The 23,617-nt window shown below is 67.3% G+C and carries 22 protein-coding genes and 2 tRNA genes; 14 read left to right on the top strand and 10 right to left on the bottom strand.

The features are described from left to right. Positions 1–132: 132 nt before the first annotated feature. Positions 133–777: a GNAT family N-acetyltransferase gene (locus BLW75_RS24515; protein ID WP_091598274.1), complete on the bottom strand. Its 645-nt coding sequence runs from the start codon at positions 775–777 to the stop codon at positions 133–135. Between the two features lie 196 nt (positions 778–973). Between BLW75_RS24515 and BLW75_RS24510 the strand changes: the two genes are divergently transcribed. Together BLW75_RS24510 and BLW75_RS24505 are read left to right on the top strand one after the other, a co-directional pair. Further along, on the top strand, positions 974–2,293 hold the full coding sequence (locus BLW75_RS24510) for an aminotransferase-like domain-containing protein (protein ID WP_034322023.1): 1,320 nt from the start codon (positions 974–976) through the stop codon (positions 2,291–2,293). 34 nt (positions 2,294–2,327) lie between these two features. Beyond that, positions 2,328–3,278, top strand: a complete 951-nt coding sequence (locus BLW75_RS24505; protein ID WP_034321885.1) for a D-alanine--D-alanine ligase family protein — start codon at positions 2,328–2,330, stop codon at positions 3,276–3,278. Positions 3,279–3,507: 229 nt separating this feature from the next. On the opposite strand, the gene BLW75_RS24495 is transcribed toward BLW75_RS24505, so the two are convergent. The 9 genes from BLW75_RS24495 to rpmH form a co-directional block, all read right to left on the bottom strand. After that, positions 3,508–3,957: a hypothetical protein gene (locus BLW75_RS24495; RefSeq protein ID WP_241784046.1), complete on the bottom strand. Its 450-nt coding sequence runs from the start codon at positions 3,955–3,957 to the stop codon at positions 3,508–3,510. Between the two features lie 137 nt (positions 3,958–4,094). Then, positions 4,095–5,111 (bottom strand): ParB/RepB/Spo0J family partition protein, encoded by a 1,017-nt coding sequence (locus BLW75_RS24490; protein WP_034321893.1) that lies wholly within the window; start codon positions 5,109–5,111, stop codon positions 4,095–4,097. Beyond that, on the bottom strand, positions 5,108–6,037 hold the full coding sequence (locus BLW75_RS24485; RefSeq protein ID WP_034321896.1) for a ParA family protein: 930 nt from the start codon (positions 6,035–6,037) through the stop codon (positions 5,108–5,110). The genes BLW75_RS24490 and BLW75_RS24485 overlap by 4 nt, the downstream gene beginning before the upstream one ends. Positions 6,038–6,101: 64 nt before the next feature. Continuing rightward, positions 6,102–6,779, bottom strand: a complete 678-nt coding sequence (rsmG, locus tag BLW75_RS24480; RefSeq protein WP_034321899.1) for a 16S rRNA (guanine(527)-N(7))-methyltransferase RsmG — start codon at positions 6,777–6,779, stop codon at positions 6,102–6,104. A gap of 212 nt (positions 6,780–6,991) precedes the next feature. Beyond that, positions 6,992–7,549 carry a Jag family protein gene (locus tag BLW75_RS24475; RefSeq protein ID WP_034321902.1) on the bottom strand — a complete coding sequence of 186 codons (558 nt, stop codon included), beginning with the start codon at positions 7,547–7,549 and terminating at the stop codon, positions 6,992–6,994. Positions 7,550–7,579: 30 nt separating this feature from the next. Beyond that, positions 7,580–8,683 carry a membrane protein insertase YidC gene (gene yidC / locus BLW75_RS24470; RefSeq protein ID WP_034321905.1) on the bottom strand — a complete coding sequence of 368 codons (1,104 nt, stop codon included), beginning with the start codon at positions 8,681–8,683 and terminating at the stop codon, positions 7,580–7,582. Positions 8,684–8,687: 4 nt separating this feature from the next. After that, a complete protein-coding gene (yidD, locus tag BLW75_RS24465) occupies positions 8,688–8,993 on the bottom strand; it encodes a membrane protein insertion efficiency factor YidD (RefSeq protein WP_034321908.1) in 306 nt (101 codons plus the stop codon). A gap of 4 nt (positions 8,994–8,997) precedes the next feature. Further along, positions 8,998–9,390, bottom strand: a complete 393-nt coding sequence (gene rnpA, locus BLW75_RS24460; protein WP_091598271.1) for a ribonuclease P protein component — start codon at positions 9,388–9,390, stop codon at positions 8,998–9,000. 23 nt (positions 9,391–9,413) lie between these two features. Further along, entirely contained in the window at positions 9,414–9,557 is a 144-nt protein-coding gene (rpmH, locus tag BLW75_RS24455; RefSeq protein WP_005154511.1) for a 50S ribosomal protein L34, read from the bottom strand. Between the two features lie 604 nt (positions 9,558–10,161). On the opposite strand from rpmH, the gene dnaA reads away from it, so the two are divergent. The 12 genes from dnaA to BLW75_RS24395 all read left to right on the top strand — a co-directional run bounded on the left by dnaA (position 10,162) and on the right by BLW75_RS24395 (position 23,551). Continuing rightward, the gene (gene dnaA / locus BLW75_RS24450; protein WP_034321912.1) at positions 10,162–11,796 is read left to right on the top strand and encodes a chromosomal replication initiator protein DnaA; all 1,635 of its coding nucleotides are present in this window, start codon (positions 10,162–10,164) and stop codon (positions 11,794–11,796) included. Between the two features lie 1,104 nt (positions 11,797–12,900). Next, positions 12,901–14,034, top strand: coding sequence for a DNA polymerase III subunit beta (gene dnaN / locus BLW75_RS24445; protein WP_020632653.1), 1,134 nt, complete (start codon positions 12,901–12,903; stop codon positions 14,032–14,034). Positions 14,035–14,071: 37 nt separating this feature from the next. Then, positions 14,072–14,962 (top strand): phosphogluconate dehydrogenase (NAD(+)-dependent, decarboxylating), encoded by an 891-nt coding sequence (gnd, locus tag BLW75_RS24440; protein WP_034321914.1) that lies wholly within the window; start codon positions 14,072–14,074, stop codon positions 14,960–14,962. Positions 14,963–14,971: 9 nt separating this feature from the next. Further along, complete coding sequence (gene recF, locus BLW75_RS24435; protein WP_034321916.1) at positions 14,972–16,126, top strand: DNA replication/repair protein RecF; 1,155 nt, start codon at positions 14,972–14,974, stop codon at positions 16,124–16,126. 275 nt (positions 16,127–16,401) lie between these two features. Continuing rightward, positions 16,402–16,893: a DciA family protein gene (locus BLW75_RS24430; RefSeq protein WP_034322026.1), complete on the top strand. Its 492-nt coding sequence runs from the start codon at positions 16,402–16,404 to the stop codon at positions 16,891–16,893. A 219-nt stretch (positions 16,894–17,112) separates the two neighbouring features. Next, positions 17,113–19,080, top strand: coding sequence for a DNA topoisomerase (ATP-hydrolyzing) subunit B (gene gyrB, locus BLW75_RS24425; RefSeq protein ID WP_034321919.1), 1,968 nt, complete (start codon positions 17,113–17,115; stop codon positions 19,078–19,080). Between the two features lie 51 nt (positions 19,081–19,131). After that, the gene (gyrA, locus tag BLW75_RS24420; protein WP_034321922.1) at positions 19,132–21,657 is read left to right on the top strand and encodes a DNA gyrase subunit A; all 2,526 of its coding nucleotides are present in this window, start codon (positions 19,132–19,134) and stop codon (positions 21,655–21,657) included. A gap of 36 nt (positions 21,658–21,693) precedes the next feature. Next, on the top strand, positions 21,694–22,380 hold the full coding sequence (locus tag BLW75_RS24415) for a DUF3566 domain-containing protein (RefSeq protein ID WP_034321925.1): 687 nt from the start codon (positions 21,694–21,696) through the stop codon (positions 22,378–22,380). A gap of 47 nt (positions 22,381–22,427) precedes the next feature. Next, positions 22,428–22,501: transfer RNA gene (locus BLW75_RS24410), tRNA-Ile, on the top strand. A gap of 232 nt (positions 22,502–22,733) precedes the next feature. Then, positions 22,734–22,922, top strand: coding sequence for a DLW-39 family protein (locus BLW75_RS24405; RefSeq protein WP_034321928.1), 189 nt, complete (start codon positions 22,734–22,736; stop codon positions 22,920–22,922). A 37-nt stretch (positions 22,923–22,959) separates the two neighbouring features. Beyond that, positions 22,960–23,032: transfer RNA gene (locus tag BLW75_RS24400), tRNA-Ala, on the top strand. Positions 23,033–23,110: 78 nt separating this feature from the next. Beyond that, positions 23,111–23,551 (top strand): hypothetical protein, encoded by a 441-nt coding sequence (locus tag BLW75_RS24395; RefSeq protein WP_034321931.1) that lies wholly within the window; start codon positions 23,111–23,113, stop codon positions 23,549–23,551. Positions 23,552–23,617 lie beyond the last annotated feature (66 nt).

The raw sequence follows: 23,617 nt of genomic DNA, 5'->3' as shown, positions 1-23,617 counted from the left end.
TTTTCCACCGCTCCTATCAGCGATCTGTGGATAACTCGGCGGGTTACCCACAGCTGTCCCCAAGCCGGGGGATGGTCGCTGCGCGCGCTCGAAAACTCTGCTAAAGCGGGCGATGAAGGGCGGCGCGGAAGGTCAGGCGCGGCCCATGCTCGGCTCGGCCGTCGTGATGGAGACCTGGCCGAGCAGCCGTTCGAGGGCCGCCTCCACGTCTTCCTTCCACGAGATCGCCGAGCGCAGTTCCAGCCGCAGCCGCGGCCACCGCGGGTGCGGGCGCACGGTCTTGAACCCGACGCTCTGCAGGAACGCGGCGGGCAGCACGCAACTGTGCCCGCCGTCCGGATCGGTCTCTTCGGGCTTGGCGTCCCCGAAGGCCTCGATCGCGCGGACACCGCGTTTGGTGAGGTCCTTCGCGACGGCCTGCACCAGCATCCGGCCGAGCCCGCCGCCCTGAAATTCGGGAAGCACCTGGAAGGCGGTCAGCAGGACGGCGTCGGGGCCAGGAGGCGAAGTCGGGAAGGCCAGCGAGCGCGGCACGGCGTTCGGCGGCGCGTAGAGCACGAAGCCGACGGGCAGGGTGTCGCTGTAGACGATCCGGCCACAGGAACCCCACTCCAACAGCACGCTGGAGACCCAGGCTTCCTTTTCGACCTCGGTCGCGCCGTATTCCTCGGCCTGCGCCTTCATATGCGGCGCCAGCTCCCAGTACACGCAGCGGCGGCAGCTCTTGGGCAGGTGTTCGAGGTTGTCCAGGGTTACGCCCACGACGCGACGCGACACAGACAAACCTCCCTGAATGAAGAGCACCCGACGCAGCCTTGTCCCGAACAGGGCTCACCGAAGGGGTCCAGACCGAGGATAGGCCGATGTGATGAACACCGGAAGGCCAGGGCCCCTCAAGGGAGGGTGGTTACACTCGATGGAACTACCAGTCGGTAGCGACTATGTCCACTTCGAAGCACGGGTGAAGCGCCTGATGACCGAGAATCGCCCTGTCCGGCCGGAGCCCGGCCGACACAACCTCGACCCTCATCTCGACCGCTACGCCGCGCGTACGGCCGGGATGACTGCTTCCGAGATCAGGGCCTTGTTCGCGGTGGCCAGTCGCCCCGAAGTGGTGTCGCTCGCCGGCGGGATGCCGAACCTCGCCGCGCTCCCGTTGGACACGCTGTCCGCGCAGGTCGGCGAGCTCATCGCCCAGGAAGGCCTGGTCGCGCTCCAGTACGGCTCCGCGCACGGCATCCCGTCGCTGCGTGAGCAGATCTGCGAAATCATGGCCCTCGAGGGCATCAAGGCCCACCCGGACGACGTCGTCGTGACGGTCGGCTCCCAGATGGGGCTCGACATGGTCACCCGGCTGTTCTGCGATCCGGGTGACGTCATCATCGCCGAGGGCCCGTCCTACGTCGGCGCGCTCGGGTCGTTCGCCGCGTATCAGGCGGACGTCGTCCACGTCGCGATGGACGATCACGGCCTCGTCCCCGAGGGGCTTCGTGCCGCGCTCGCGGAGACACGGAAAGCGGGACGCCGGGTCAAGTTCCTCTACACGATCCCCAACTTCCACAACCCCGGCGGCGTCACCCTGGCCGTCGAGCGGCGCGCGGAGATCGTGGAGATCTGCCGGGAGAACGACATCCTCATCGTCGAGGACAACCCGTACGGGCTGCTCGGCTTCAGCGGGCAGACGTACCCCGCGCTCCGCTCGATCGACCCCGACAACGTCGTTTACCTGGGCTCTTTCTCGAAGACGTTCGCTTCCGGCCTGCGGGTCGGCTGGGTGCTCGCGCCGCATGCCGTCCGGGAGAAACTCGTGCTCGCGGCCGAGTCCGCGACGCTGTGCCCCCCGACGCTTAACCAGTTGATCGTGTCGCGATACCTCGCGACGCATGACTGGATGGGTCAGATCAAGACTTTCCGCGAGAATTACCGGGAGCGCCGGGACGCGATCCTGTCCGCGCTCGATCAGCACATGCCCGCCGGTTGCAGCTGGACCAAACCCGATGGCGGTTTCTACGTCTGGATGACCGTACCCGAAGGTGTGGACACGAAGGCGATGCTGCCGCGAGCCGTCACGGCCCGCGTCGCGTACGCCTCCGGAACCGGTTTCTACGCCGACGGTTTCGGCAGCAGACAACTTCGACTTTCCTACTGCTACCCGACGCCCGAGCGGATCCGCGAAGGCGTCCGGCGGCTCGCCGCGGTGCTCGAGTCCGAAATGGACCTTGCGCGTACCTTCGGCAACGCGAGCCCACGCTCGATCTCGGGGCCGCAGAACCCCTCTCCGGACACGGTCTGATCGGCCGGACGTCCCCAAGCACAAAGGAGTTTCGGTGGTCGACCGCACCGTTGCCGTACTCGCAGGCGGACTTTCCCACGAACGCGATGTCTCTCTCCGCTCCGGACGCCGGCTCTCGGTCGCGTTGCGGGCGGAAGGTCTCATCGTCGAGGAGTGGGACACCGACGCGGGCCTGCTCGAACGTCTTCGCACCCAGCGGCCCGACGCGGCCATTGTCGCTCTTCACGGTGGTGAGGGGGAGAACGGCGCGGTGCAGACAGTGCTGGAGATGCTCGACGTGCCTTACGTGGGCACCAGCTCGCGGGGCTGCCGCCGCGCGTGGGACAAGCCGACTGCCAAGGCGCTCGTAGCCGACGCGGGCTTCACCACGCCGGACTGGGTCGTGCTGCCGCACAGCACCTTCCGCGAACTCGGCGCGCAGGCCGTGCTCGACTCGATGGTCGAAACGCTGGGCTTGCCCATGATCCTCAAGCCGGACCAGGGCGGTTCGGCGCTGGGCGCCCAGGTCGTGAGGGACGCCGCCGAGATGCCCGGCGCGATGGTCGGCTGCTTCGCTTACGGCGACACCGTTCTCGCCGAGAAGTTCGTGTCCGGCGTCGAGGTGGCCGTGACGGTCATCGAAGGTGAAGAAGGACCCGAAGCCCTGCCCGCGGTCGAGATCGTGCCGGAGAGCGGCGTGTACGACTACACCGCCCGCTACACCGCCGGGCTGACCGACTTCTTCACCCCCGCGCGGATCCCCGACGACGCCGCCAAGGCGGTCGGCGAGCTGGCCGTCGCCGTGCACCGGCAACTCGGGCTTCGCGACATCTCCCGCACCGACGCCGTGGTCGCCGAAGACGGCACGGTTTACTTCCTCGCGGTGAACCTGTCGCCGGGCCTGACCGAGACGTCGATCGTCCCGGTGGCGATCGAGGCGTCCGGCGCCACTCTCGGATCGGTCTTCGCCGGCCTCGTGGGGCGGGCGATTTCTCGCAAGAGCTGAACCGGACTCGACGAAGGAGGACTTGCCCACCGTGGGCTAGTCCTCCTTTTCTTTTTCCGGGCACGACGACGATCTGGTGCTCGTCCTCGTTTCACACGGAACCAGGACCGCCAGGCAGCCGTCGACTCGCTCGTTGTTCGTCCGGCGGAACGGTTCCTGCTCGACGGTGAGGCGTCCGGCGCGGGCGAACCCGTTGACGAGACCGAAACCGCCGGTGAAGTTTCCCCGCTCATCGCGAGTCGGGCTTGGGAACCGGACGAGGGGGAGTCTGGTCATCGGCGGGAAGTCCTGATGCGTCAACGTCGATACCCCGATGACGGGCACGCCGGCCGCCCGCTCCGATCGAAGGCCGGTTTCGGAGTCCTCGAACGCTCAAGAGACACAAGCGGACAAGTGGATCTCTGAACCCGACTTCGGCGCCGTCACCTCGGCGGCGGCCAGTTTCACGGGAAACATCTCCGAAAGCCGTTGCGCACGAGCGCGGCTTCGAGGGGCGCTCGGGGACGGCGGCGGTCAGTTCGACCAACTCACGCGCGCCGGGCATCGCCTCTGCTTTCGCGGCGACGACTTCGGTCACCGAGCTCAGCAACTCGTCCGCGATCTCGGCGACGGCCAGGAGTGACTTGCCGATCACCGACGCCTCGGTCTCGGCGACCGACCCACGCAGCTCGGTGTCCATGAGCAATCCGTCGGCCGCGCCGGGGATTTCAACCGTCGAAGAGCGCCTTCATACTTGCCCCCAGTACAAGTACTCAGTGTTACTTCCTTGTCGACACCCAGCTATCGTCACCGTGACAAAACGACCCGGTGTGATCCCTAATCGGTTTCACGTGTCTGATTTGCCTGATTTTGGTCCATCAGTGCCACGATGCGTTCAAGATCGTCAACAGACCCGAATTCGAGCGTGATCCGGCCTTTGCGGCGACCCAAGTCGACCTTCACGCGAGTGTCGAACCGGTCAGAGAGCCGGTTCGCCAGTTCCTGAAGACCGGGAGCTTGGATCGGCTTGCGGGGAGCGGGCTTCGGCTTGGCCGGCTTTTCGCTCTTCTTGAGCGTGACGGCTTCTTCGGTCGCGCGGACCGACATGCCTTCCGCGACGATCCGCGCGGCCAGCTCTTCCTGACTGTCGGCGTCTTCGAGGGAGAGCAGCGCCCGCGCGTGGCCCGCCGAAAGCACCCCGGCCGCGACCCGTCGCTGGACCGCGAGGGGGAGTTTGAGCAAGCGGATCGTGTTGGTGATGACCGGTCGGCTGCGCCCGATCCGGCCCGCCAGCTCCTCGTGCGTGACCGCGAACTCGTCGAGCAGCTGCTGATACGCGGCCGCCTCTTCGAGCGGGTTGAGCTGAACGCGGTGGATGTTCTCAAGCAGCGCGTCGCGCAGCATCGCCTCGTCGGCGGTCTGCCGGACGATCGCCGGGATCGCCTCCAGCTCCGCCAGTTGGGAGGCACGCAGGCGCCGCTCGCCCATGACGAGTTCGTACTCGTCCGTGCCGAGCTCCCGGACCACGATGGGCTGCATGAGCCCGAACTCGCGGATGGAGTGCTCCAGCTCGTTGAGCGCGTCCTCGTCGAAGACCTGCCGCGGCTGCTTCGGGTTCGGCTTGATCTGGCTGACCGGCACCTCGCGGTAGACCGCGCCGGCGACCGCGCCACCGTGCGAACCGGCCGCGCCGTTGGCCGCGAACCAGCCCTTGTCATCCGGCCCGGCCGGCTTGCTCGCGGGCGCGGACGGGACGGGGGAGCCGTTCTCGGCCGGGGCCGCCGAACCCGGCGGCGGGCCGGTGGGGATCAGGGCGGCGAGCCCGCGCCCGAGCCCCCCTCTGCGCTCGCTCATGCCGTACCGCTCCTTTCCTTCATCTCCACTCCACGCTGCGCGATCTCCTTGGCCGCGTCCACGTAGCTCATCGCGCCCCGAGAACCGGGGTCGTACGCGAGGACCGTCTGCCCGTATCCGGGGGCCTCGGAGACCTTCACGCTGCGCGGGATCACCGTCTTGAGAACAGTGTCCCCGAAGTGGTTCCGGACCTCGTTCGTCACCTGATCGGCCAGCTTCGTCCGGCCGTCGTACATGGTGAGCAGGATCGTGGAGACGCTGAGTTCGCGGTTCAGGTGCGCCTGGACGAGCTCGATGTTGCTCAGCAGCTGACCCAGACCTTCGAGCGCGTAGTACTCACACTGGATCGGGATCAGCACCTCCTGCGCGGCGACCATCGCGTTGACGGTCAGCAGGCCGAGCGACGGCGGGCAGTCGATGAAGACGTAGTCGACGCCGATCTCGTCGAGGATCTCGGACGACAGCGCCTCCTTGAGCCGCATCTCGCGGGACGCCATGGAGACGAGTTCGATCTCGGCACCGGCGAGATCGATGGTCGCGGGCACGCAGTAGAGGTTGGGCGACTGCTCGCTCTGGGCCGCCGCTTCGGCGAGCGACACCTCGCCGATCAGCACCTCGTAGATCGACGGCGTGCCGGATCGGTGGTCGATGTCGAGCGCGGTGCTCGCGTTGCCCTGGGGGTCGAGGTCGATCACGAGCGTCTTGAGCCCGTGGACGGCCAGGGCGGCGGCGAGGTTCACCGTGCTCGTCGTCTTGCCGACGCCGCCCTTCTGGTTGGCAACCGTCAGCACCCGCCGGCGATTCGGCCGGGGGAGCGCACCCTCCTTGGGGTGCAGCACGCTGGCGGCGCGGACGGCTTCTTCGGCGATGGGCGTCCAGCCGAGTTCCTGGCCGGAGCTCGCAGGGTCGGACGGCGGGGGAGTCACCGGTCTCGAGCCTCCTCTGTATTAGACGTGGAAGTCGTTCTGCGTTGTTTCACGTGGAACCGGTCTAGCTACGCCTGCGCGATCGAGACGGTTTCGGGGGCAGACGATGGATCACGACGACCGTGCTGGGGACCTCAAGCACCTTGGTGCCGCACTCGAAGACTTCCGGCTCGCCGCCGCCTGCCTTCCGGACGGCGGCCCGATCGCGTTCGATTTCCTCTCCAGCGCTCGCTCCTTTGAGGGCGACCAGAGCACCTTGGGAACGCACGAGCGGGAGACACCAGTTCGCGAGCCGGGCCAACGGAGCGACCGCCCGGGCGGTGACGACATCCGCGTCACCGAGCTCCTCACGTACCTGCCGCTCCTCCGCGCGCCCGCGGACAACGGTGATGGGGAGTTCCAGCTTCTCGGCAACCTCGGCCAGCCAGTCGACCCGGCGGGCCATCGGTTCGAGCAGAACGATATCGAGGTCCGGTCGGCTGATCGCGAGCGGTACACCCGGAAGGCCCGCGCCCGAGCCGACGTCGACCACGCGGGCGCCGTCGGGGATCCGCTCGCCGATCACGGCGGAGTTGAGGACGTGACGCTCCCACAGCCGGTCGACCTCCCGAGGCCCGATGAGCCCGCGCTCGACCCCGTGCCGCTCCAGGAGTTCGACGTAGCCGACGGCTTGCTCGACGCGGTCTCCGAATACTTCCGACGCCGCACTCCGTACCGATGCGGCGACCCCGTCCAAGCCCACTCTCGCTCCTCAACCCTCGACGCCGTTTCACGTGAAACGCGCTCCACTGATTGTCCATGACGCTGACCGCAAAGCGGGGAGACAGTCCGAAGTTGTGGACAACTCCACTCGCCCTCACGCGTTTCACGTGAAACGCCACGCGTGTAATTCACCCCGGCAACAAAGAAGCGGCCCGCCGGATGACCGGCGAGCCGCTTCGTTCGAGAAACCCGTCAGGCGGGGAAGATGACGACCCGACGCTTGGGGTCCTCTCCTTCACTCTCGCTCTTGACCCCGTCGACGGCGGCGACCGCGTCGTGCACGACCTTCCGCTCGAACGGGCTCATCGGCTGCAACCGCACCCGCTCGCCGGAGGAGACCACCGTCTCGGCGGTCGAGCGACCGAGTTCGCGAAGCTCCTCGCGACGGTCCGCGCGCCAGCCCGCGATGTCCAGCATCAGGCGGCTCCGCGAACCGGTCTCCTGCTGCACCGCCAGCCGCGTCAGCTCCTGCAGCGCCTCGAGGACGGTGCCGCGGGGGCCAACGAGCTTCTCCAGGTCTTCGCCGCCGTCGATGCTGACGATCGCGCGGCCCGCTTCGACATCGAGGTCGATGTCGCCGTCGTAGTCCAAAAGATCGAGCAGCCGCTCGAGGTAGTCGCCGGCGATGTCGCCCTCCTTTACGAGGACGTCGTCGTCGACACCTCCCTTGCGAGCGGTCTCTTCAGCGGCGGTCTCAACGTCGGCCGCGCTGTTCTCCTCGGCGTCGATCGTGTCGATCGTCTCCGCCATTACTGGTCTCCTCTCCGGCCCGGATCGGCGTCAGCGACGCTTCCGGCCCGATTTCTTAGTCGAGTCCGAGATGAGACCGGGCACGTCCGCGCCGTTCTCCTTCGAGCCGTTCGTCGACGACTCGGCTGTTCCGTCTTTGGCGTCCTGCTTCTCCGCGGCGGAGGAGTCGGTCTGGGCGAAGCCGTGCGGCGAGCCCGCCTTCTTGACCTGACCGCCGGAGGACTGCTTGTTCCGCTTCTGCTGGACCGGCTTCTGGCCGGGGCGCGGCGCGGTCGGCTTCTGGCCGGGCTTCGGGCCCAGGTTCGCGCGCTTCTCCTTCTCGGCCGCCTTGCGGGCCTCTTCTTCCTTGTCGATCTTCGTGTAGACGAGGCGCTGCTGCATCAGGGTCCAGCCGTTGTTGGCGAGCCAGTAGATGAGCAGACCGATCGGGAACAGGGCACCGAAGACGAGGACACCGATCGGGAAGACGTACATCGTCAGCTTGTTCATCATCGCGGTCTGCGGGGTGGCCGACTCGGGGTTCTGGCGCTGGACCGAGTGCCGCGCGGTGAGGTGCGTCGCGATACTCGCGACGATCATCAGCGGGATCGCGACGGGCGCGACGCCCCAGTGGAACCCGGCAGCCGTGTTCCCGCCGCTGACCATGTCGACGCCGGTGTAGATCGCGTCGCCGAGGTTGACGCCGAACAGCTTCGCGTGAACGTAAGACTCGACGCCGGCCTGATCGAAGTAGTAGTTCTCGGTCTTCGGCCCGCCGTACGGGTTGATCGTGAACATCCGCAGGACGTGGTTCAGACCGATGAAGACCGGGATCTGAAGCAGCATCGGCAGGCAGCTGCCCAGCGGGTTGACGCCGTGCTCCTTCTGGAGCTTCTGCATCTCCATCGCCTGGCGCTGCCGGTCGTTGGAGTACTTCTTCTGGATCTTCTTCATTTCCGGCGCGAAGTCCTGCATCTTCTTCATCGACCGGACCTGGTTCACGAACGGCTTGAACATGATGCCGCGGACGGTGACCGTCAGGAAGATGATCGCGAGGACCCAGGAGATCGCGTTCGCCTCACCGAACACGAGCCCGAAGACCTTGTGCCAACACCACAAGATGAAGGACACGGGGTAGTAGATGAAGTCGAGCACTGAGCTACTCCTCGATCGGTGTTTCAGGTCGGCGGTGGCGCCACGAGAACGTCTCGGGTACCGGGTCGCGCCCGGGCATGGTCCACGGGCCACAGCGCAGCAGACGCCGGACCGCGAGATAGCTACCGCGGCCGGCGCCGTGCCGGGTCAGTGCCTCGACGGCGTACGCGCTACAGCTCGGGTAGAACCGGCACGCCGGAGGAAAGAAGGGGGAGATCGCCTTGCGGTACAGCTTGATGGGCAGGAGCAGCACCCATGCCACCGGGCCGGGCCGGGCGTCTTCGGTGGTCTCGTTCTCGGTGGCTCGCATGCCGTTACACCGCTGATCCGTTGTCGGGTGGTCGCGTCTGGCGGGACTTCCCGGACAGCCCGAGACGCCGCAACGACGCGTCGAGGTCCGAACCGAGTTCCGCGCTGGACGCGTCCGCGGCCGGTGGTAGTGCCCGTATCACCAACGAGCTTCCCGGCGGCAGTGTTCCGAGCCTGGCGGAAACGAGATGCCTCAACCGGCGGGAGACGCGGTGGCGGACCACCGAGTTCCCCACGGCCTTGCTCACCACAAAACCCGCCCGGGCCGCATCGGCGGCATCGGGCGGGTCCGTGGTCAACGCATGGACGACGAGGCGGCGCCTGCCTGCCTTGGCCCCACGCCGCATCACGGCACGGAAATCCTCACTGCGCCGCAACCTCGCGGCGGCCGGCAGCACGACGTCCCTCGACGGCGGCCGGATCAGGCGGACAGTGCGCCGCGGCCCTTGCGACGGCGAGCCGCCAGGATGGCCCGGCCGGCGCGGGTCCGCATCCGAAGCCGGAACCCGTGGACCCGGGCGCGTCGGCGGTTGTTCGGCTGGAAGGTGCGCTTACCCTTGCTCACGACTAACTTCTCCTGTTTCTCGGCCGCCGGGAACGGTTCGACCCGTTCCTGGCGTGTCGTGCTGACGCACGGCAGTCTCTGGTGTCTCCTACCAACGTGTGGCCTCGTCACGTCGAGCGACGACAACGTGGGCACGCGAAACGCCCCCGCTGTATACGGGAGACCTTACGAGGGTACGCACCCACCGCCCGAGCCTGGCAGGCACCCCCTCGACCACACACCGCGACGGTACGTGGAGAGTGATCACCGACGACGCGAGGGCATCGAATGGCAACACGCCGTACACCGTGAAATGCTTGCGCGCGAGGATGCCTTGTGGCAACGAGCGGGGCTTGTTAGCGTGCCCCTCCCGGGTTTACGCCGAGGTGGAACGGTGCAGGCGCCCGGGTGTCCTCACCGGATGTGGAGGCATCCCGTCGGCCTACGTCGAGCCCGCAGGTGACGTCACCGCGGGCCGCCGTACATTAGTGCACAGCTGTGGACAACTATGTGGATATTTGCTGTGCGCATGAGCCGATCGGGCCAGGATGACGCTCGACCCGGCGTTTCGGGCCGCTGAGCGATCTCGCCGCAGCGCACCGATGAGGGGAGGGGAGTCAGGCAGGTGTCCGATCACCAGCACAATCTTGGCGTCATCTGGGAACAGGTCGTGCGCGAGCTGTCGGACGGCACCCTCTCCCCGCAGCAGCGCGCCTGGATGCGGGTGACCCGGCCGATCGGCCTGCTCGACGGCACCGCGCTCCTCGCCGCTCCCAGCGACTTCGCCAAGGAAGCGATCGAGCGCGCCCTCCGCGGCGCCATCACCGAAGCCCTCTCGCGCCGGCTCGGCCGCGCGGTCTCCCTCGCGGTGAAGGTCGACAGCACCGAGCCGTCGATGCCTCCGCCGCCGCCCTCGCCCGGCCCCCGCTACGAACCGACGTCACCCAGCCGGGTGGAAAACGGTTCCGGTCCGGTGCCGGGTCCTCCTCCGCTGCCCGAAGGCGACGGCATGCTTTCCCCGACCAGGCCCCGGCCCGAGCCTCCGAAACCGAGGCCGCCGAGGCAGCAGCCGGTGGACAACAGCCTCAACGATGGCGATGACAGCGATGAAGAAGTCGACGAAGAGGGCGAGGCCCTCGCCGCCGTGACCGAGATCTGGCCGACGTTCTCCGGACAGCCGATCGCGGGTCAGCCGTACACCGCGCCCGCACAGCCGCAGACGTCGAAGACGAAGCTCAACGAGAAATACACGTTCGACACCTTCGTCATCGGCGCGTCGAACCGCTTCGCGCACGCGGCCGCGGTCGCCGTCGCCGAGGCGCCCGCGCGTGCGTACAACCCGCTGTTCATCTGGGGAGAGTCCGGACTCGGGAAGACCCACCTGCTGCACGCGGTCGGGCACTACGCCCAGCGGCTGTTCCCCGGCATGCGCGTGCGGTACGTGTCGACCGAAGAGTTCACCAACGACTTCATCAACTCGCTGCGCGACGACCGCAAGGTCGCCTTCCAGCGCCGCTACCGCGACATCGACATCCTGCTCGTCGACGACATCCAGTTCCTGGAAGGCAAAGAAGGTACGCAGGAAGAGTTCTTCCACACCTTCAACACCCTCCACAACGCGAACAAGCAGATCGTCGTCTCCTCCGACCGCCCGCCGAAGCGCCTCGAAACGCTGGAAGACCGGCTGCGCACGCGGTTCGAGTGGGGCCTCATCACCGACATCCAGCCGCCCGAACTCGAAACGCGGATCGCGATCCTTCGCAAGAAGGCCGCGCAGGACCGGCTCGCGGTTCCCGGCGAGGTCCTGGAATTCATCGCTTCGCGCGTCGAGGCGAACATCCGGGAACTCGAAGGCGCGCTCATCCGCGTCACCGCCTTCGCGTCGCTGAACCAGCAACCCGTCGACGTCGCGCTCGCCGAAATCGTACTCCGGGACCTCATCCCGGATTCGCACGCGCCGGAGATCACCGCGCCGACCATCATGGGCGTCACGTCCGAGTTCTTCGACGTGACCCTCGACGACCTCTGCGGCCCCGGCAAGACGAAGGCGCTCGCGACCGCGCGCCAGATCGCGATGTACCTCTGCCGCGAACTGACCGACATGTCCCTGCCGAAGATCGGGCAGACCTTCGGCGGCCGCGACCACACGACCGTCATGCACGCGGACAAGAAGATCCGCAAGGAGATGGCCGAACGACGGCGCATCTACGACCAGGTGCAGGAACTGACATCGAGGATCAAGCAACGAGCCAGGCAGTAGTTTTTGATCTCGCGCTGGCTGTGTTTATCTGTCGAGCGCTGACGAAAAGCGCGCCGAAGGGGCGTCGTTCCGCTTCCACCTCAAGGTGAGCGGGAAGGCGCCCCTTCATCGCGTTTTCGTGGGCCTTCGGCCCAAGGGAGGGCGCTCGACGGTGAAGTCTCCGTCGGGCGCGGGGCGCCCTTAGGGAGACCTCTGTGGTCACCGTGGCATCAGTTCCTTAACGCATAAGGGTTTCAGGGGCTCTCGCCGGGAGGTGGGAGCCCCTTCTTTGTGTCTACATAGGCCCGAAGCGTGTGTAGGGGCGCGAAGGGCGGGGTACGTGGGGGAAGGCGCGAAGGGGGCGAAGTGGGGCTCGGCGTGCTTCGCGGTTTTCCTTGTGTACAAACGAAATCCACATGCTGTGGGTAGCTTGTGCACAAGTCAGGTGGGTCCGGGAGCTGGGGCGATCGGGATTCCGTCCACATCGCACTCACAGGCCATCCACAGCATTTCCACATCAAGATCCCCACGCTGTCCCCAGGTTGCCCACATCTTGTGCACAAGGGTGAACGGCGCTGCCCGGGTCACTCTCCCGAGCGATTCCGGTCACGAACGCCGCCCACAACCCTGGGGACGAACCGCCTCACAACTGGGGATAACCGTGGGGACAACTGTGGATGACTGTGGACAGATCGAGCGCCGCCCGAAACCATCCACCGACGGCCCGAGCTGTCCACCGTCCGTACACACCCGGAGTCCACAGCCTCAGAGGCGCCCGGACCTGCGCGAACGAGCCTTGTCCACACAATCCACAACGCCTATTACTACTGCTGTCTTTTCTTCTTCTCTAGAAGAGAACAAAACAAAAACAGGCGAAGGACGAATCTGGGGACAGCCGGTGAGTCGTGTCGTCTTGTCGACAAAAGCAAGGGGAGGCCGAGGTGACGCGGACCCCGGGGACGGCCTAACGTGGGTCCCTGCACCTGGTCTGCGTGTCGACGTGCGTCCGCGTCCTCGCTCGGACCGAACAACACCTGCGAGGCACCTGGCCATCGCGCTCTCCGGCCGAGGTGACCCGTTGAGCTTTCGAGCCGTCAGGGGCTCGGCTGTCGAAAGGAAGCGCGCATGAAGATCCGCGTCGAGCGTGACGGGCTGGCCGACGCCGTCGCGTGGGTGGCGAGAAGCCTCCCGTCGCGGCCCCCGGTCCCGGTGCTGGGCGGTGTCCTGCTCGATGCGGGATCCGACGGGACGAGTGACGCCCTCACCGTCTCCGGATTCGATTACGAGGTCTCCGCCACGGTCGGCGTCCCGGCCACCATCGCCGACGGCGGCCGTCTCCTGGTCTCCGGCCGCCTGCTGGCCGACATCACCAAGTCGCTGCCCGCGCAGCCGGTCGAGATCTCCGTCGACGGCGCCCGCGCGACCATCACCTGCGGCTCCGCGCGTTTCTCCCTGCCGACCATGCCGGTCGAGGACTACCCGCAGCTCCCGTCCCAGCCCGCCTTCGCCGGTGAACTCACCGGTGACGCGTTCGGCCAGGCCGTCACGCAGGTCGTCGTCGCCGCGGGCAAGGACGACACGCTCCCGATGCTGACCGGCATGCGGCTGGAGATCTCCGGCTCTTCGCTGACCCTGGTCGCCACCGACCGCTTCCGCCTCGCGATGCGCGAGTTCACCTGGGAGCCGGCCGAGGGGCTGTCCGACGCCGCGGTGCTCGTCCCGGCGCGCACGCTCGCCGAGGCCGCGAAGACGCTCGGTGCCAGTGGAGCCAAGATCCGGCTCGCGCTCGCCAGCGGCGAAGGCCTCCTCGGTCTCTCCGGCTCCGGCCGCTACACCACGACCCGTCTCCTCGACGCGGAGTTCCCGCCGTACCGGCAGCTGCTGCCCGCGCAGCACACGTCGCGCGCGGTCATCGAGGTCTCCGCGCTCGCCGAGTCCATCAAGCGTGTTTCGCTCGTCGCCGAGCGTGGCACCCAGGTGCGGCTGGAGTTCAACGACGGTTCGCTGCGGCTCTCCGCCGGTGGCGACGACGAGGGCTCGGCCGAAGAAGAGCTTCAGGTCGACTACGAGGGTGAGCCGGTGACCATCGCGTTCAACCCGGGTTACCTCGTCGACGGGCTCGGCGCGCTGAACGCGAACCGGGCGGAACTGACGTTCACCACCCCGAACCGGCCGGCGCTGATCAAGCCCGCCGACGAGGAGGGCAACGTCGTCCCCGGCTACCTGTACCTCCTGATGCCGGTTCGCCTCCCGGGCTGACCGGCCGCCATTTCTGTTCGCACCAAAGGGGATCTTCATGGCTCAGCTGGGACTCATCGGCCTCGGCAAGATGGGGTTCAACATGCGTGAGCGGCTGCGCGCGGCCGGTCACGAGGTGGTCGGCTACGACCGCAACCCCGACGTCACCGACTCCACCTCACTCGAGGACATGGTGTCCAAACTGGACGGTCCGCGGATCGTCTGGATCATGGTGCCCGCCGGCGAACCCACCCGCCAGACCGTCGCGGAGCTCGGCAACCTGCTGTCCGAGGGCGACCTCGTGATCGACGGCGGCAACTCGAAGTACACCGACGACCGGATCAACGCGGACCTGCTCGCGACGAAGAAGATCGGCTACCTCGACTGCGGGGTTTCCGGCGGCGTGTGGGGCAAGGACAACGGCTACGGCCTGATGGTCGGCGGCGCGGCTTCGGACGTCGAGAAGGCCATGCCGATCTTCGACGCGCTTCGCCCCGAAGGCCCGCGTGACGAGGGCTTCTCGCACGCCGGCGCCGTCGGCTCCGGTCACTACGCGAAGATGATCCACAACGGCATCGAGTACGGCATGATGCAGGCCTTCGCCGAAGGCTTCGAGCTGCTCGAAGCCGCGAAGGTCGTCGAGAACGTGCCCGCGGTGATCAAGGGCTGGCAGCGGGGGACCGTCGTCCGCTCGTGGCTGCTCGACCTGCTCGTCCGCGCGCTCGACGAGGACCCGGAACTGGACGACCTCGAGGGCTACGTCGAGGATTCCGGCGAAGGCCGGTGGACTCTCGAAGAAGCGATCAACAACGCCGTCCCGGCGCCGGTCATCTCGGCCGCGCTGTTCGCGCGGTTCGCTTCGCGCCAGGAGGACTCCGCCGCCATGCGGGCCGTCGCCGCGCTGCGCAACCAGTTCGGCGGGCACTCGGTCAAGAAGGCCGGCGACTAGGCAGGACGGTTGTACCTCAGACACCTCCAGGTCACCGACTTCCGGTCCTGGCCACAAGCCGATCTCGCGCTCGAACCCGGCCCGACCGTCCTCGTCGGACAGAACGGCCGCGGCAAGACGAACCTCCTGGAGGCGATCGGCTACATCGCGACCCTGGGCTCGCACCGCGTCGCGACCGACGCGCCGTTGGTGCGGCACGGGTGCGAACGCGCGCTGATCAGGGTCGCGGTGGTCAACGAGGACCGCGAGCTGACGGTCGAGCTGGAGATCACGCCCGGCAAGGCGAACCGCGCGCGGGTCAACCGCGGCGCGGTCGGCAAGCCCCGTGACGTGCTCGGGATCCTGCGCACGGTGCTGTTCTCCCCGGAGGACCTGGCGCTCGTGCGCGGGGATCCCGGGGAGCGCCGCCGTTTCATGGACGAGCTCCTTGTGCTGCGCGCGCCCCGGTATGCCGGGGTCCGCGCCGACTACGAGAAGGTGCTGAAGCAGCGGAACGCCCTGCTCAAGACGGCGGGCAAACGGCGCACGGGACGCGAAGACCCGTACGCGTTGTCGACGCTCGACGTCTGGGACGACCACTTGGCGGTGGCGGGCGCCGCGTTGCTGGCTGCCCGGCTCAACCTGATCGCGGATCTCGCGCCGTACGCGGCCGCCGCGTACATGGGGGTCGCGCCCGACTCGAGACCGGCGAAGATCGCGTACAAGTCGAGCCTGGGCGAAGCGATGCCAGAGGGCTACGGCGTTCCGGACGGTCCTCGCGCTGACCAGGCGGTGCTCAAGGAAGTGCTGGTCGAGGCGCTGAAACGGTCGCGGAACCTGGAGCTGGAGCGCGGGGTGAGCATGGTCGGCCCGCACCGGGACGAGCTCGATCTCATCCTCGGCGAAGCACCGGCGAAGGGCTACGCGAGCCATGGGGAGTCCTGGTCGTTCGCCCTCGCGCTGCGTCTGGGAAGCTACGAGCTCCTGCGTGGCGAGGCCGGGGAACCGGTACTTCTGCTGGATGATGTGTTCGCCGAGCTGGACCGGCGTCGCCGGGCCCGGCTGGCGGAGGTGGCGGCAGGCGCCGAGCAGGTGCTGGTGACCGCCGCCGTGGACGAGGACGTGCCCGCCGAACTGGCCGGGCACCGGTTCCTCGTGGCGGATGGTGAGATCAACCGAGGGTGACCGGCGTGCAGCGGACACCCCGGGTGATCGGCGCCACAGCAGTTGCCCACCGATCTGGGGACAAACCTGTGGACAGTGTGGATAACACCGGGAACGCGTTATCGCCCCGCGTGACCAAGGGGCCTGATAAGCGGCTTGACACCCCCCGGCCGGGCGGTAACCCGGGTGAGGGAGCCTTGTTCGACACGCAGCGTGAACAGCCTGCGGTACCGAACGGCCCAACTGATACCGAAAGCAAGGAACCGGCTACGGGTCGTGACCTCGCTCGTGCCGCGCTGGACGCCGCGAAGGCCAAAGCCAAAGCCCGTGGCGTTGAACCGGGCGTGCGCCGCGGCCGTATCACCGGAGGGGGAGCCGGTTCGGCAGGGCAAAGCCCGCGACGTCGTCGCTGGTCAGGGCCGGGTGCCGACGCCCGCGACCCGCAACCGCTCGGCAGGCTCGCCTCCCGGATCGCGGTCGACCGCGGCTGGAACACGCGGCTGGCCAACGGTCAGGTCTTCGGCCACTGGGCACGGCTTGTGGGTGAAGAGGTCGCCGAACACGCCCAGCCGGTGGCCCTGAAGGACGGCGAGCTGACCGTCCGCGCGAGCTCGACGGCGTGGGCGACGCAGCTTCGCCTGCTCCAAGGGCAGCTGCTGGCGAAGATCGCGAAGGGCGTCGGGCACGGCGTGGTGAAGAAGATGCGGATCCAGGGGCCGACGGCTCCGAGTTGGCGGAAAGGACCGCGGCACGTGCCGGGACGCGGCCCGCGTGACACGTACGGCTGATCCGAGTTGCGCTTCGGCGCGACTTGCCTTCGAAGACCGTGCCATCAAAGCCCCGAGAAGGCGCCCAGAGTGCTTCGCGAACGTCAAGACTCTTCTTCGGACGAATTAGCGCGCCTGTGAGCAAATCAGGGGTGTCCTTGCCGCATGTCTGCGAACGCGGCCAAGTACACTGGAGACGAGCGAGCGTCCGCTCGGGCGAGACGAGGAGAATCAACGCCTGTGACCGAGAACAAGAGCGAGTACAACGCGTCGTCGATCACGGTGCTCGAAGGCCTCGAAGCCGTCCGCAAGCGTCCCGGCATGTACATCGGTTCCACCGGTGAACGCGGCCTCCACCACCTCGTCCAGGAGGTGGTCGACAACTCCGTCGACGAGGCGATGGCCGGTTACGCGACCAAGGTCGAGGTTACCCTGCTGGCCGACGGTGGCGTGCGCGTCGTGGACGACGGCCGCGGCATCCCGGTCGACATGCACCCCAAGGAGATGAAGCCGACTCTCGAGGTCGTGCTCACCGTGCTCCACGCGGGCGGCAAGTTCGACAGCGACTCCTACGCGGTCTCCGGTGGTTTGCACGGCGTCGGCGTCTCCGTGGTGAACGCGCTCTCGACCAAGCTGATCGCCGAAGTCAAACGCGGCGGACACAGCTGGCGGCAGGTGTACACCGACCAGATCCCCGGTGAGCTGGAGGATCTCGGCCCCGCCGAGGACACCGGCACCACGATCACCTTCTGGGCCGACGGCGACATCTTCGAGACCACGACGTACAACTTCGAGACGATCTCCCGGCGTCTCCAGGAGATGGCCTTCCTCAACAAGGGCCTGACCCTTTCGCTCCGCGACGAGCGCGTCGCCGACGAAGAGACCGAAGCGGACGCTTCCGGCCAGGCGGCGCGGGTCAAGGAGAAGACCTACTGCTACCCGGGCGGTCTCGAAGACTTCGTCAAGCACATCAACGGCAGCAAGGACCCGATCCACGCCTCCGTGATCTCCTTCGAGGCCAAGGGCACCGGCCTCGAGGTCGAGGTCGCCATGCAGTGGAACAACGGCTTCACGCCGTCGGTGTACACCTTCGCCAACACGATCAACACGCACGAGGGCGGCACGCACGAAGAGGGCTTCCGCGCCGCGCTCACCCGCGTCGTCAACGCGTACGCGCGCGAGAAGAAGCTGCTCAAGGAGAAGGACGCCAACCTCTCCGGTGACGACGTGCGCGAGGGGCTCGCCGCGATCGTCTCGATCAAGCTCTCCGAGCCGCAGTTCGAAGGCCAGACCAAGACCAAGCTGGGCAACAGCGAGGCCAAGACGTTCGTGCAGCAGACCTCGAACGAATGGCTGGCCGACTGGTTCGAGCGCAACCCCACCGAGGCGAAGACGATCATCAACAAGTCGATCTCCTCGGCGCAGGCGCGGATGGCCGCCCGCAAGGCGCGCGATCTGGTCCGCCGCAAGGGTGCGCTGGAGATCGGCGGGCTGCCCGGCAAGCTCAAGGACTGCCGCTCGACCAACCCGTCGGAATGCGAGCTCTACATCGTCGAGGGTGACTCGGCGGGCGGTTCGGCCAAGGAAGGCCGCGACTCGATGTACCAGGCGATCCTGCCGATCCGAGGCAAGATCATCAACGTCGAGAAGGCCCGTATCGACCGCGTCCTCAAGAACACCGAGGTCCAGTCGCTGATCACCGCGCTCGGCACCGGTATCCACGAAGAGTTCGACATCGAGAAGCTGCGCTACCACAAGATCGTGCTGATGGCCGACGCCGACGTGGACGGCCAGCACATCACCACGCTGCTGCTCACCTTCCTGTTCCGGTTCATGCCCCCGCTGATCGAGCACGGACACGTGTTCCTCTCGCGCCCGCCGCTGTACAAGATCAAGTGGCCGCGGCAAGAACCGGAGTACGCCTACTCCGACCGGGAACGCGACGCTGTCATCCAGGCGGGTGTCGAGGCCGGCCGGAAGCTGCCGAAGGACGACGCGATCCAGCGCTACAAGGGTCTCGGCGAGATGAACGCCGAAGAGCTGTGGGAGACCACGATGGACCCGGCGAACCGGCTGCTCGGCCAGGTCACCCTGGACGACGCCGCGCAGGCCGACGACCTGTTCTCCGTCCTGATGGGCGAGGACGTCGAAGCCCGCCGTTCCTTCATCACGCGTAATGCCAAGGACGTGCGTTTCCTAGACGTCTAGCGACGTCCCGCTCTTTTGTCCCCTTAGGACTGCTCCCACGAGAAGGACCTCATGACGGAAACCTTGCCGCCTGCTCCGGACCACGACCGGATCGAACCGGTCGACATCCAGCAGGAGATGCAGCGCTCCTACATCGACTACGCGATGAGCGTCATCGTGTCGCGGGCACTGCCGGACGTGCGAGACGGCCTCAAGCCGGTGCACCGCCGCGTGCTGTACTCGATGTTCGACTCCGGCTTCCGCCCCGACCGCGGGTACAACAAGTGCTCCCGCGTCGTCGGCGACGTGATGGGCAACTACCACCCGCACGGTGACTCCGCGATCTACGACGCGCTGGTGCGGCTCGCGCAGCCATGGTCGCTGCGGTATCCGCTGATCGACGGCCAGGGTAACTTCGGTTCGTCGGGCAACGACCCCGCCGCCGCCATGCGGTACACCGAGTCCCGGCTGGCGCATCTCGCGATGCACATGCTGCAGGACATCGAAGAAGAGACCGTCGACTTCTCCGACAACTACGACGGCCGCACCCAGGAGCCCGACGTCCTGCCGTCGCGGTTCCCGAACCTGCTGGTCAACGGTGGTTCCGGGATCGCGGTCGGCATGGCGACGAACATCCCGCCGCACAACCTGCGCGAGGTCGCCGACGGGGTCAAATGGGCGCTCGAGAACTTCGAGGCCAGCGACGACGAGCTGCTCGCCGCGCTGCTGGTCCGGATCAAGGGCCCGGACTTCCCGACCAGGGCGATGATCCTCGGCAACTCCGGGATCGAGGACGCGTACCGCACCGGCCGCGGCTCCGTGCGCATGCGCGCGGTCGTCGAGGTCGAAGAGGACGCCAAGGGCCGCACGATCCTGGTCGTGTCCGAGCTGCCGTACCAGGTCAACCCGGACAACCTGGTCGAGAACATCGCGAACCTGGTCCGCGACGGCAAGCTCACCGGCATCTCCGACATCGCCGACGAGTCCAACAGCCGCAGCGGGATGCGGATCGTCGTCACGATCAAACGTGACGCGGTCGCGAAGGTCGTGCTGAACAACCTGTACAAGCACACCCAGCTGCAGCAGAACTTCGGTGTCAACATGCTGGCCCTGGTCGACGGCGTGCCCCGCACGCTGCGGCTGGACCAGATGATCCGGCACTACGTGAAGCACCAGATCGACGTCATCGTCCGCCGGACCCGCTTCCGGCTGCGCAAGGCCGAGGAACGCGCCCACATCCTGCGTGGTCTGGTCAAGGCGCTGGACATGCTCGACGAGGTCATCGCCCTCATCCGGCGGTCGCCTTCGGCCGAAGAGGCCCGGCCCGCCCTGATGAGCCTGCTCGACGTCGACGAGATCCAGGCCACCGCGATCCTCGACATGCAGCTCCGCCGCCTCGCGGCACTGGAGCGGCAGCGGATCGTCGACACCCTGGCCGAGATCGAACTCGAGATCGCCGACCTCAAGGACATCCTCGAGAAGCCCGAGCGGCAGCGCTCGATCATCGCCGAGGAACTGCAGGAGATCGTCGACAAGTACGGCGACGACCGGCGCACCAAGATCATCCCGTTCGACGGCGACGTGTCGGTCGAAGACCTCATCGCGGTCGAGGACGTCGTCGTCACCATCACCCGCACGGGTTACGCCAAGCGGACGAAAACCGATCTGTACCGCTCGCAGAAACGCGGCGGCAAGGGCGTCCAGGGCGCGACCCTCAAACAGGACGACATCGTCCAGCACTTCTTCGTCTGCTCGACGCACGACTGGATCCTGTTCTTCACGAACAAGGGCCGCGTGTACCGTGCCAAGGCCTACGACCTGCCCGAGGCCAACCGCAACGCGCGCGGCCAGCACGTCGCGAACCTGCTCGCCTTCCAGCCCGACGAGCAGATCGCCCAGGTCATCGAGATCCCGAACTACGAGGTCGCCCCGTACCTCGTGCTCGCGACCCGCCGCGGCCTGGTGAAGAAGACCAAGCTCACCGACTTCGACTCCAACCGCGCCGGCGGCCTCATCGCCGTCAACCTGCGCGAAGGCGACGAGCTGGTCGGCGCGGTCCTCGCGGCCGCCGAGGACGACCTGCTCCTCGTGTCCGCGGAAGGCCAGTCGATCCGCTTCCACGCCACCGACGAAGCCCTGCGCCCCATGGGCCGCGCCACGTCCGGTGTGCTGGGCATGCGGTTCAACGACGGCGACGAACTGCTCGGCATCAACGTCGTCCAGCCGGACCGGTTCCTCCTCGTCGCCACCGCCGGCGGTTACGCCAAGCGCACCCCGACCGAGGACTATCCGGTGCAGGGCCGCGGCGGCAAGGGTGTGCTCACCATCCAGTACGACCAGAAACGTGGCAGGCTGGTGGGCGCGGTCATCGTCGACGCCGAAGACGAGCTGTACGCGATCACCTCCAGCGGCGGGGTGATCCGGACTTCGGCCGGACAGGTGCGCAAGGCAGGCAGGCAGACGAAGGGAGTGCGGCTGATGAATCTCGACGAAGGAACCACTCTTCTCGCGGTCGCACGCAACGCGGACGAGCCCTCAGACGTCGCCACTGCAGGTAGTACTGAAGGAGAAGAAACCCCGGCGTCGGAGCAGGAGTAGACGACGCCCCACGTACTGGGTAAGGACTGACACCTCGTGACACCATCCGAGAAGCCCGAAGCAGGCGGCGCGCAGGCGGGTTCGTCGAGCCCGCCCTGGCAGCGCGACAGCGGCGCCGGGGAAACCGAAGGCTCCAGCGAGCAGACGGTGTCGGTGTCTTCGGTCGCCACCGAAGACGTGGCCCACTCGGACCCGCAGCGGGACGCGACGACCGTGACCGACTATCACGGTGTCAGCGGCACTGCCGCGAAGAGGCTCTTCGGCGACAGCGGAGAGGGCGACCCCGCCCCCTCCGCCATCCCGTCGGCCTCCCGCACCCGTGCCGCGCCGACCGCTCTCCGCCGCCCCGGCCGCGGACCGCGTCGCGCCAGCCTGCAGATCAAACGCTTCGACCCCTGGTCGGTGCTGAAACTGTCCCTCGTCCTCGGCGTCGCGCTGTTCTTCGTGTGGCTCGTCGCCGTCGGCGTCCTGTACACCGTCCTCGACGGCATGGGTGTCTGGGACAAACTCAACGGGACCTACTCGTCGCTCGTCGGCGGCGAAGGGGCCGACGCGCCGGCCGACCCGTTGATCAGCGCCGGCCGCGTCTTCGGGATCGCGGCCATCCTCGGCGCCATCAACATCGTGCTGATCTCGGCGCTGGCGACCGTCAGCGCCTTCATCTACAACGTCTCCGCCGACCTCGCCGGAGGCCTGGAAGTGACCCTTTCCGAACGAGAGTGACCCGGTTGCAGGACGCCGAAAGGCGTCCTGTAATCTTCTCCTCGTTCGGGCCCATAGCTCAGGCGGTTAGAGCGCTTCGCTGATAACGAAGAGGTCCCAGGTTCAAGTCCTGGTGGGCCCACCCGGTTGGCCCGGTCGTGTTTGTGGAAATCACAAACCGCGACCGGGCGTTTTCCATTTCTGGGGGTCGAACCCCCAGACCCCCGCCAGGGAAGGGCTTCGCCCCCCTGGACCCCCCAGGCGTTGTGGCGCGTTGGCGTTGTGGGTTGCGGTGGTCTCTGGTTCCACGTGGAACGGGGTGCAGTAGCATCGGTGGGTAGGCGGAGCAACTCGGCGGAAAGAGGGGGCTTCTGATGAAGAAGCTGTTGGCACTCGCGGTCATCGCGGGCGGCGTGCTGTTCGTGATCAAGCGCAACAAGGCCGCCAAGGCCGAGGCCGACCTCTGGCGTGAGGCCACCGCTCCCACCGAGCGTCCCCTGGGATCCGCTTCCACGAACGGAAGCGCCCCGGCCAAGGCCGCGGACGCGTCCCGCAACAACTGATTTCGGCGCGGGCGGTTATCATGATCGCCTGCGATCCGGGGCTGTAGCTCAATTGGTAGAGCACCGCCTTTGCAAGGCGGGGGTCAGGGGTTCGATTCCCCTCAGCTCCACTCCGGGGCCACGAAAGCCATCCGCACCGCGGGTGGCTTTTTCGTTTCCGCGCCATGGCTTCCTGCCAGAATGCGCGCATGGGTGTGCTCTTCGACTACTTCGCCGCGCCGGACAACGACGCCGCGGCCACCACGATCGACCTCGTCGGCGGTCCGGACGAAGCTTCCTTCCCGACCGTCGCGCTCAAAGGTGTGGACCCGTTCGTGCAGTTGGGCACGCTGGAGTCCCTGCTCACCGGTGTCGGCTACGAGGCCGTCATCGAACGCGACCTCGCCCCGGTCGCCATGGCCGACGACGGCGCGCGTCTGGTCGTCGCGCTGACCGAAGGGTTGTCCGCCGCGTTGTCCGACGCCGACGAGGCCCGCCTGCGCGAGGTGGCCGAGCCCTGGTCCCGAACCGAGGAGTTCGGTGGCCAGGCCGATCCCGCGGACCTGGCCACCGTGCTGACCGGCCTCGCGGAACTCGCCCGCATCGCCACGACCAGGGGCGACCGTCTCTACTGCTGGATCTGCGTCTGAGCGGGTGACGTTCGTCACTGTACGCGGATGACAAAGTCTCGCGTCCAGCCAAGTCAACGCTGCTTA

This window comes from Amycolatopsis lurida, assembly GCF_900105055.1.
Taxonomy (GTDB): domain Bacteria; phylum Actinomycetota; class Actinomycetes; order Mycobacteriales; family Pseudonocardiaceae; genus Amycolatopsis; species Amycolatopsis lurida.
The sequence above is the reverse complement of the archived record's forward strand: the minus strand, read 5'-3'. Positions and strand labels throughout refer to the sequence as shown.

What these genes read in the sequence shown, in the direction of transcription:
- dnaN (WP_020632653.1), top strand. Translation starts at nt 12,901, where the DNA reads ATGAAGATCCGCGTCGAGCGTGACGGGCTGGCCGACGCCGTCGCGTGG.
- BLW75_RS24395 (WP_034321931.1), top strand. Translation starts at nt 23,111, where the DNA reads ATGGGTGTGCTCTTCGACTACTTCGCCGCGCCGGACAACGACGCCGCG.
- BLW75_RS24490 (WP_034321893.1), bottom strand. Translation starts at nt 5,111, where the DNA reads ATGAGCGAGCGCAGAGGGGGGCTCGGGCGCGGGCTCGCCGCCCTGATC.
- gnd (WP_034321914.1), top strand. Translation starts at nt 14,072, where the DNA reads ATGGCTCAGCTGGGACTCATCGGCCTCGGCAAGATGGGGTTCAACATG.
- BLW75_RS24405 (WP_034321928.1), top strand. Translation starts at nt 22,734, where the DNA reads ATGAAGAAGCTGTTGGCACTCGCGGTCATCGCGGGCGGCGTGCTGTTC.
- gyrA (WP_034321922.1), top strand. Translation starts at nt 19,132, where the DNA reads ATGACGGAAACCTTGCCGCCTGCTCCGGACCACGACCGGATCGAACCG.
- BLW75_RS24495 (WP_241784046.1), bottom strand. Translation starts at nt 3,957, where the DNA reads ATGGACACCGAGCTGCGTGGGTCGGTCGCCGAGACCGAGGCGTCGGTG.
- BLW75_RS24475 (WP_034321902.1), bottom strand. Translation starts at nt 7,549, where the DNA reads ATGGCGGAGACGATCGACACGATCGACGCCGAGGAGAACAGCGCGGCC.
- BLW75_RS24510 (WP_034322023.1), top strand. Translation starts at nt 974, where the DNA reads ATGACCGAGAATCGCCCTGTCCGGCCGGAGCCCGGCCGACACAACCTC.
- yidD (WP_034321908.1), bottom strand. Translation starts at nt 8,993, where the DNA reads ATGCGAGCCACCGAGAACGAGACCACCGAAGACGCCCGGCCCGGCCCG.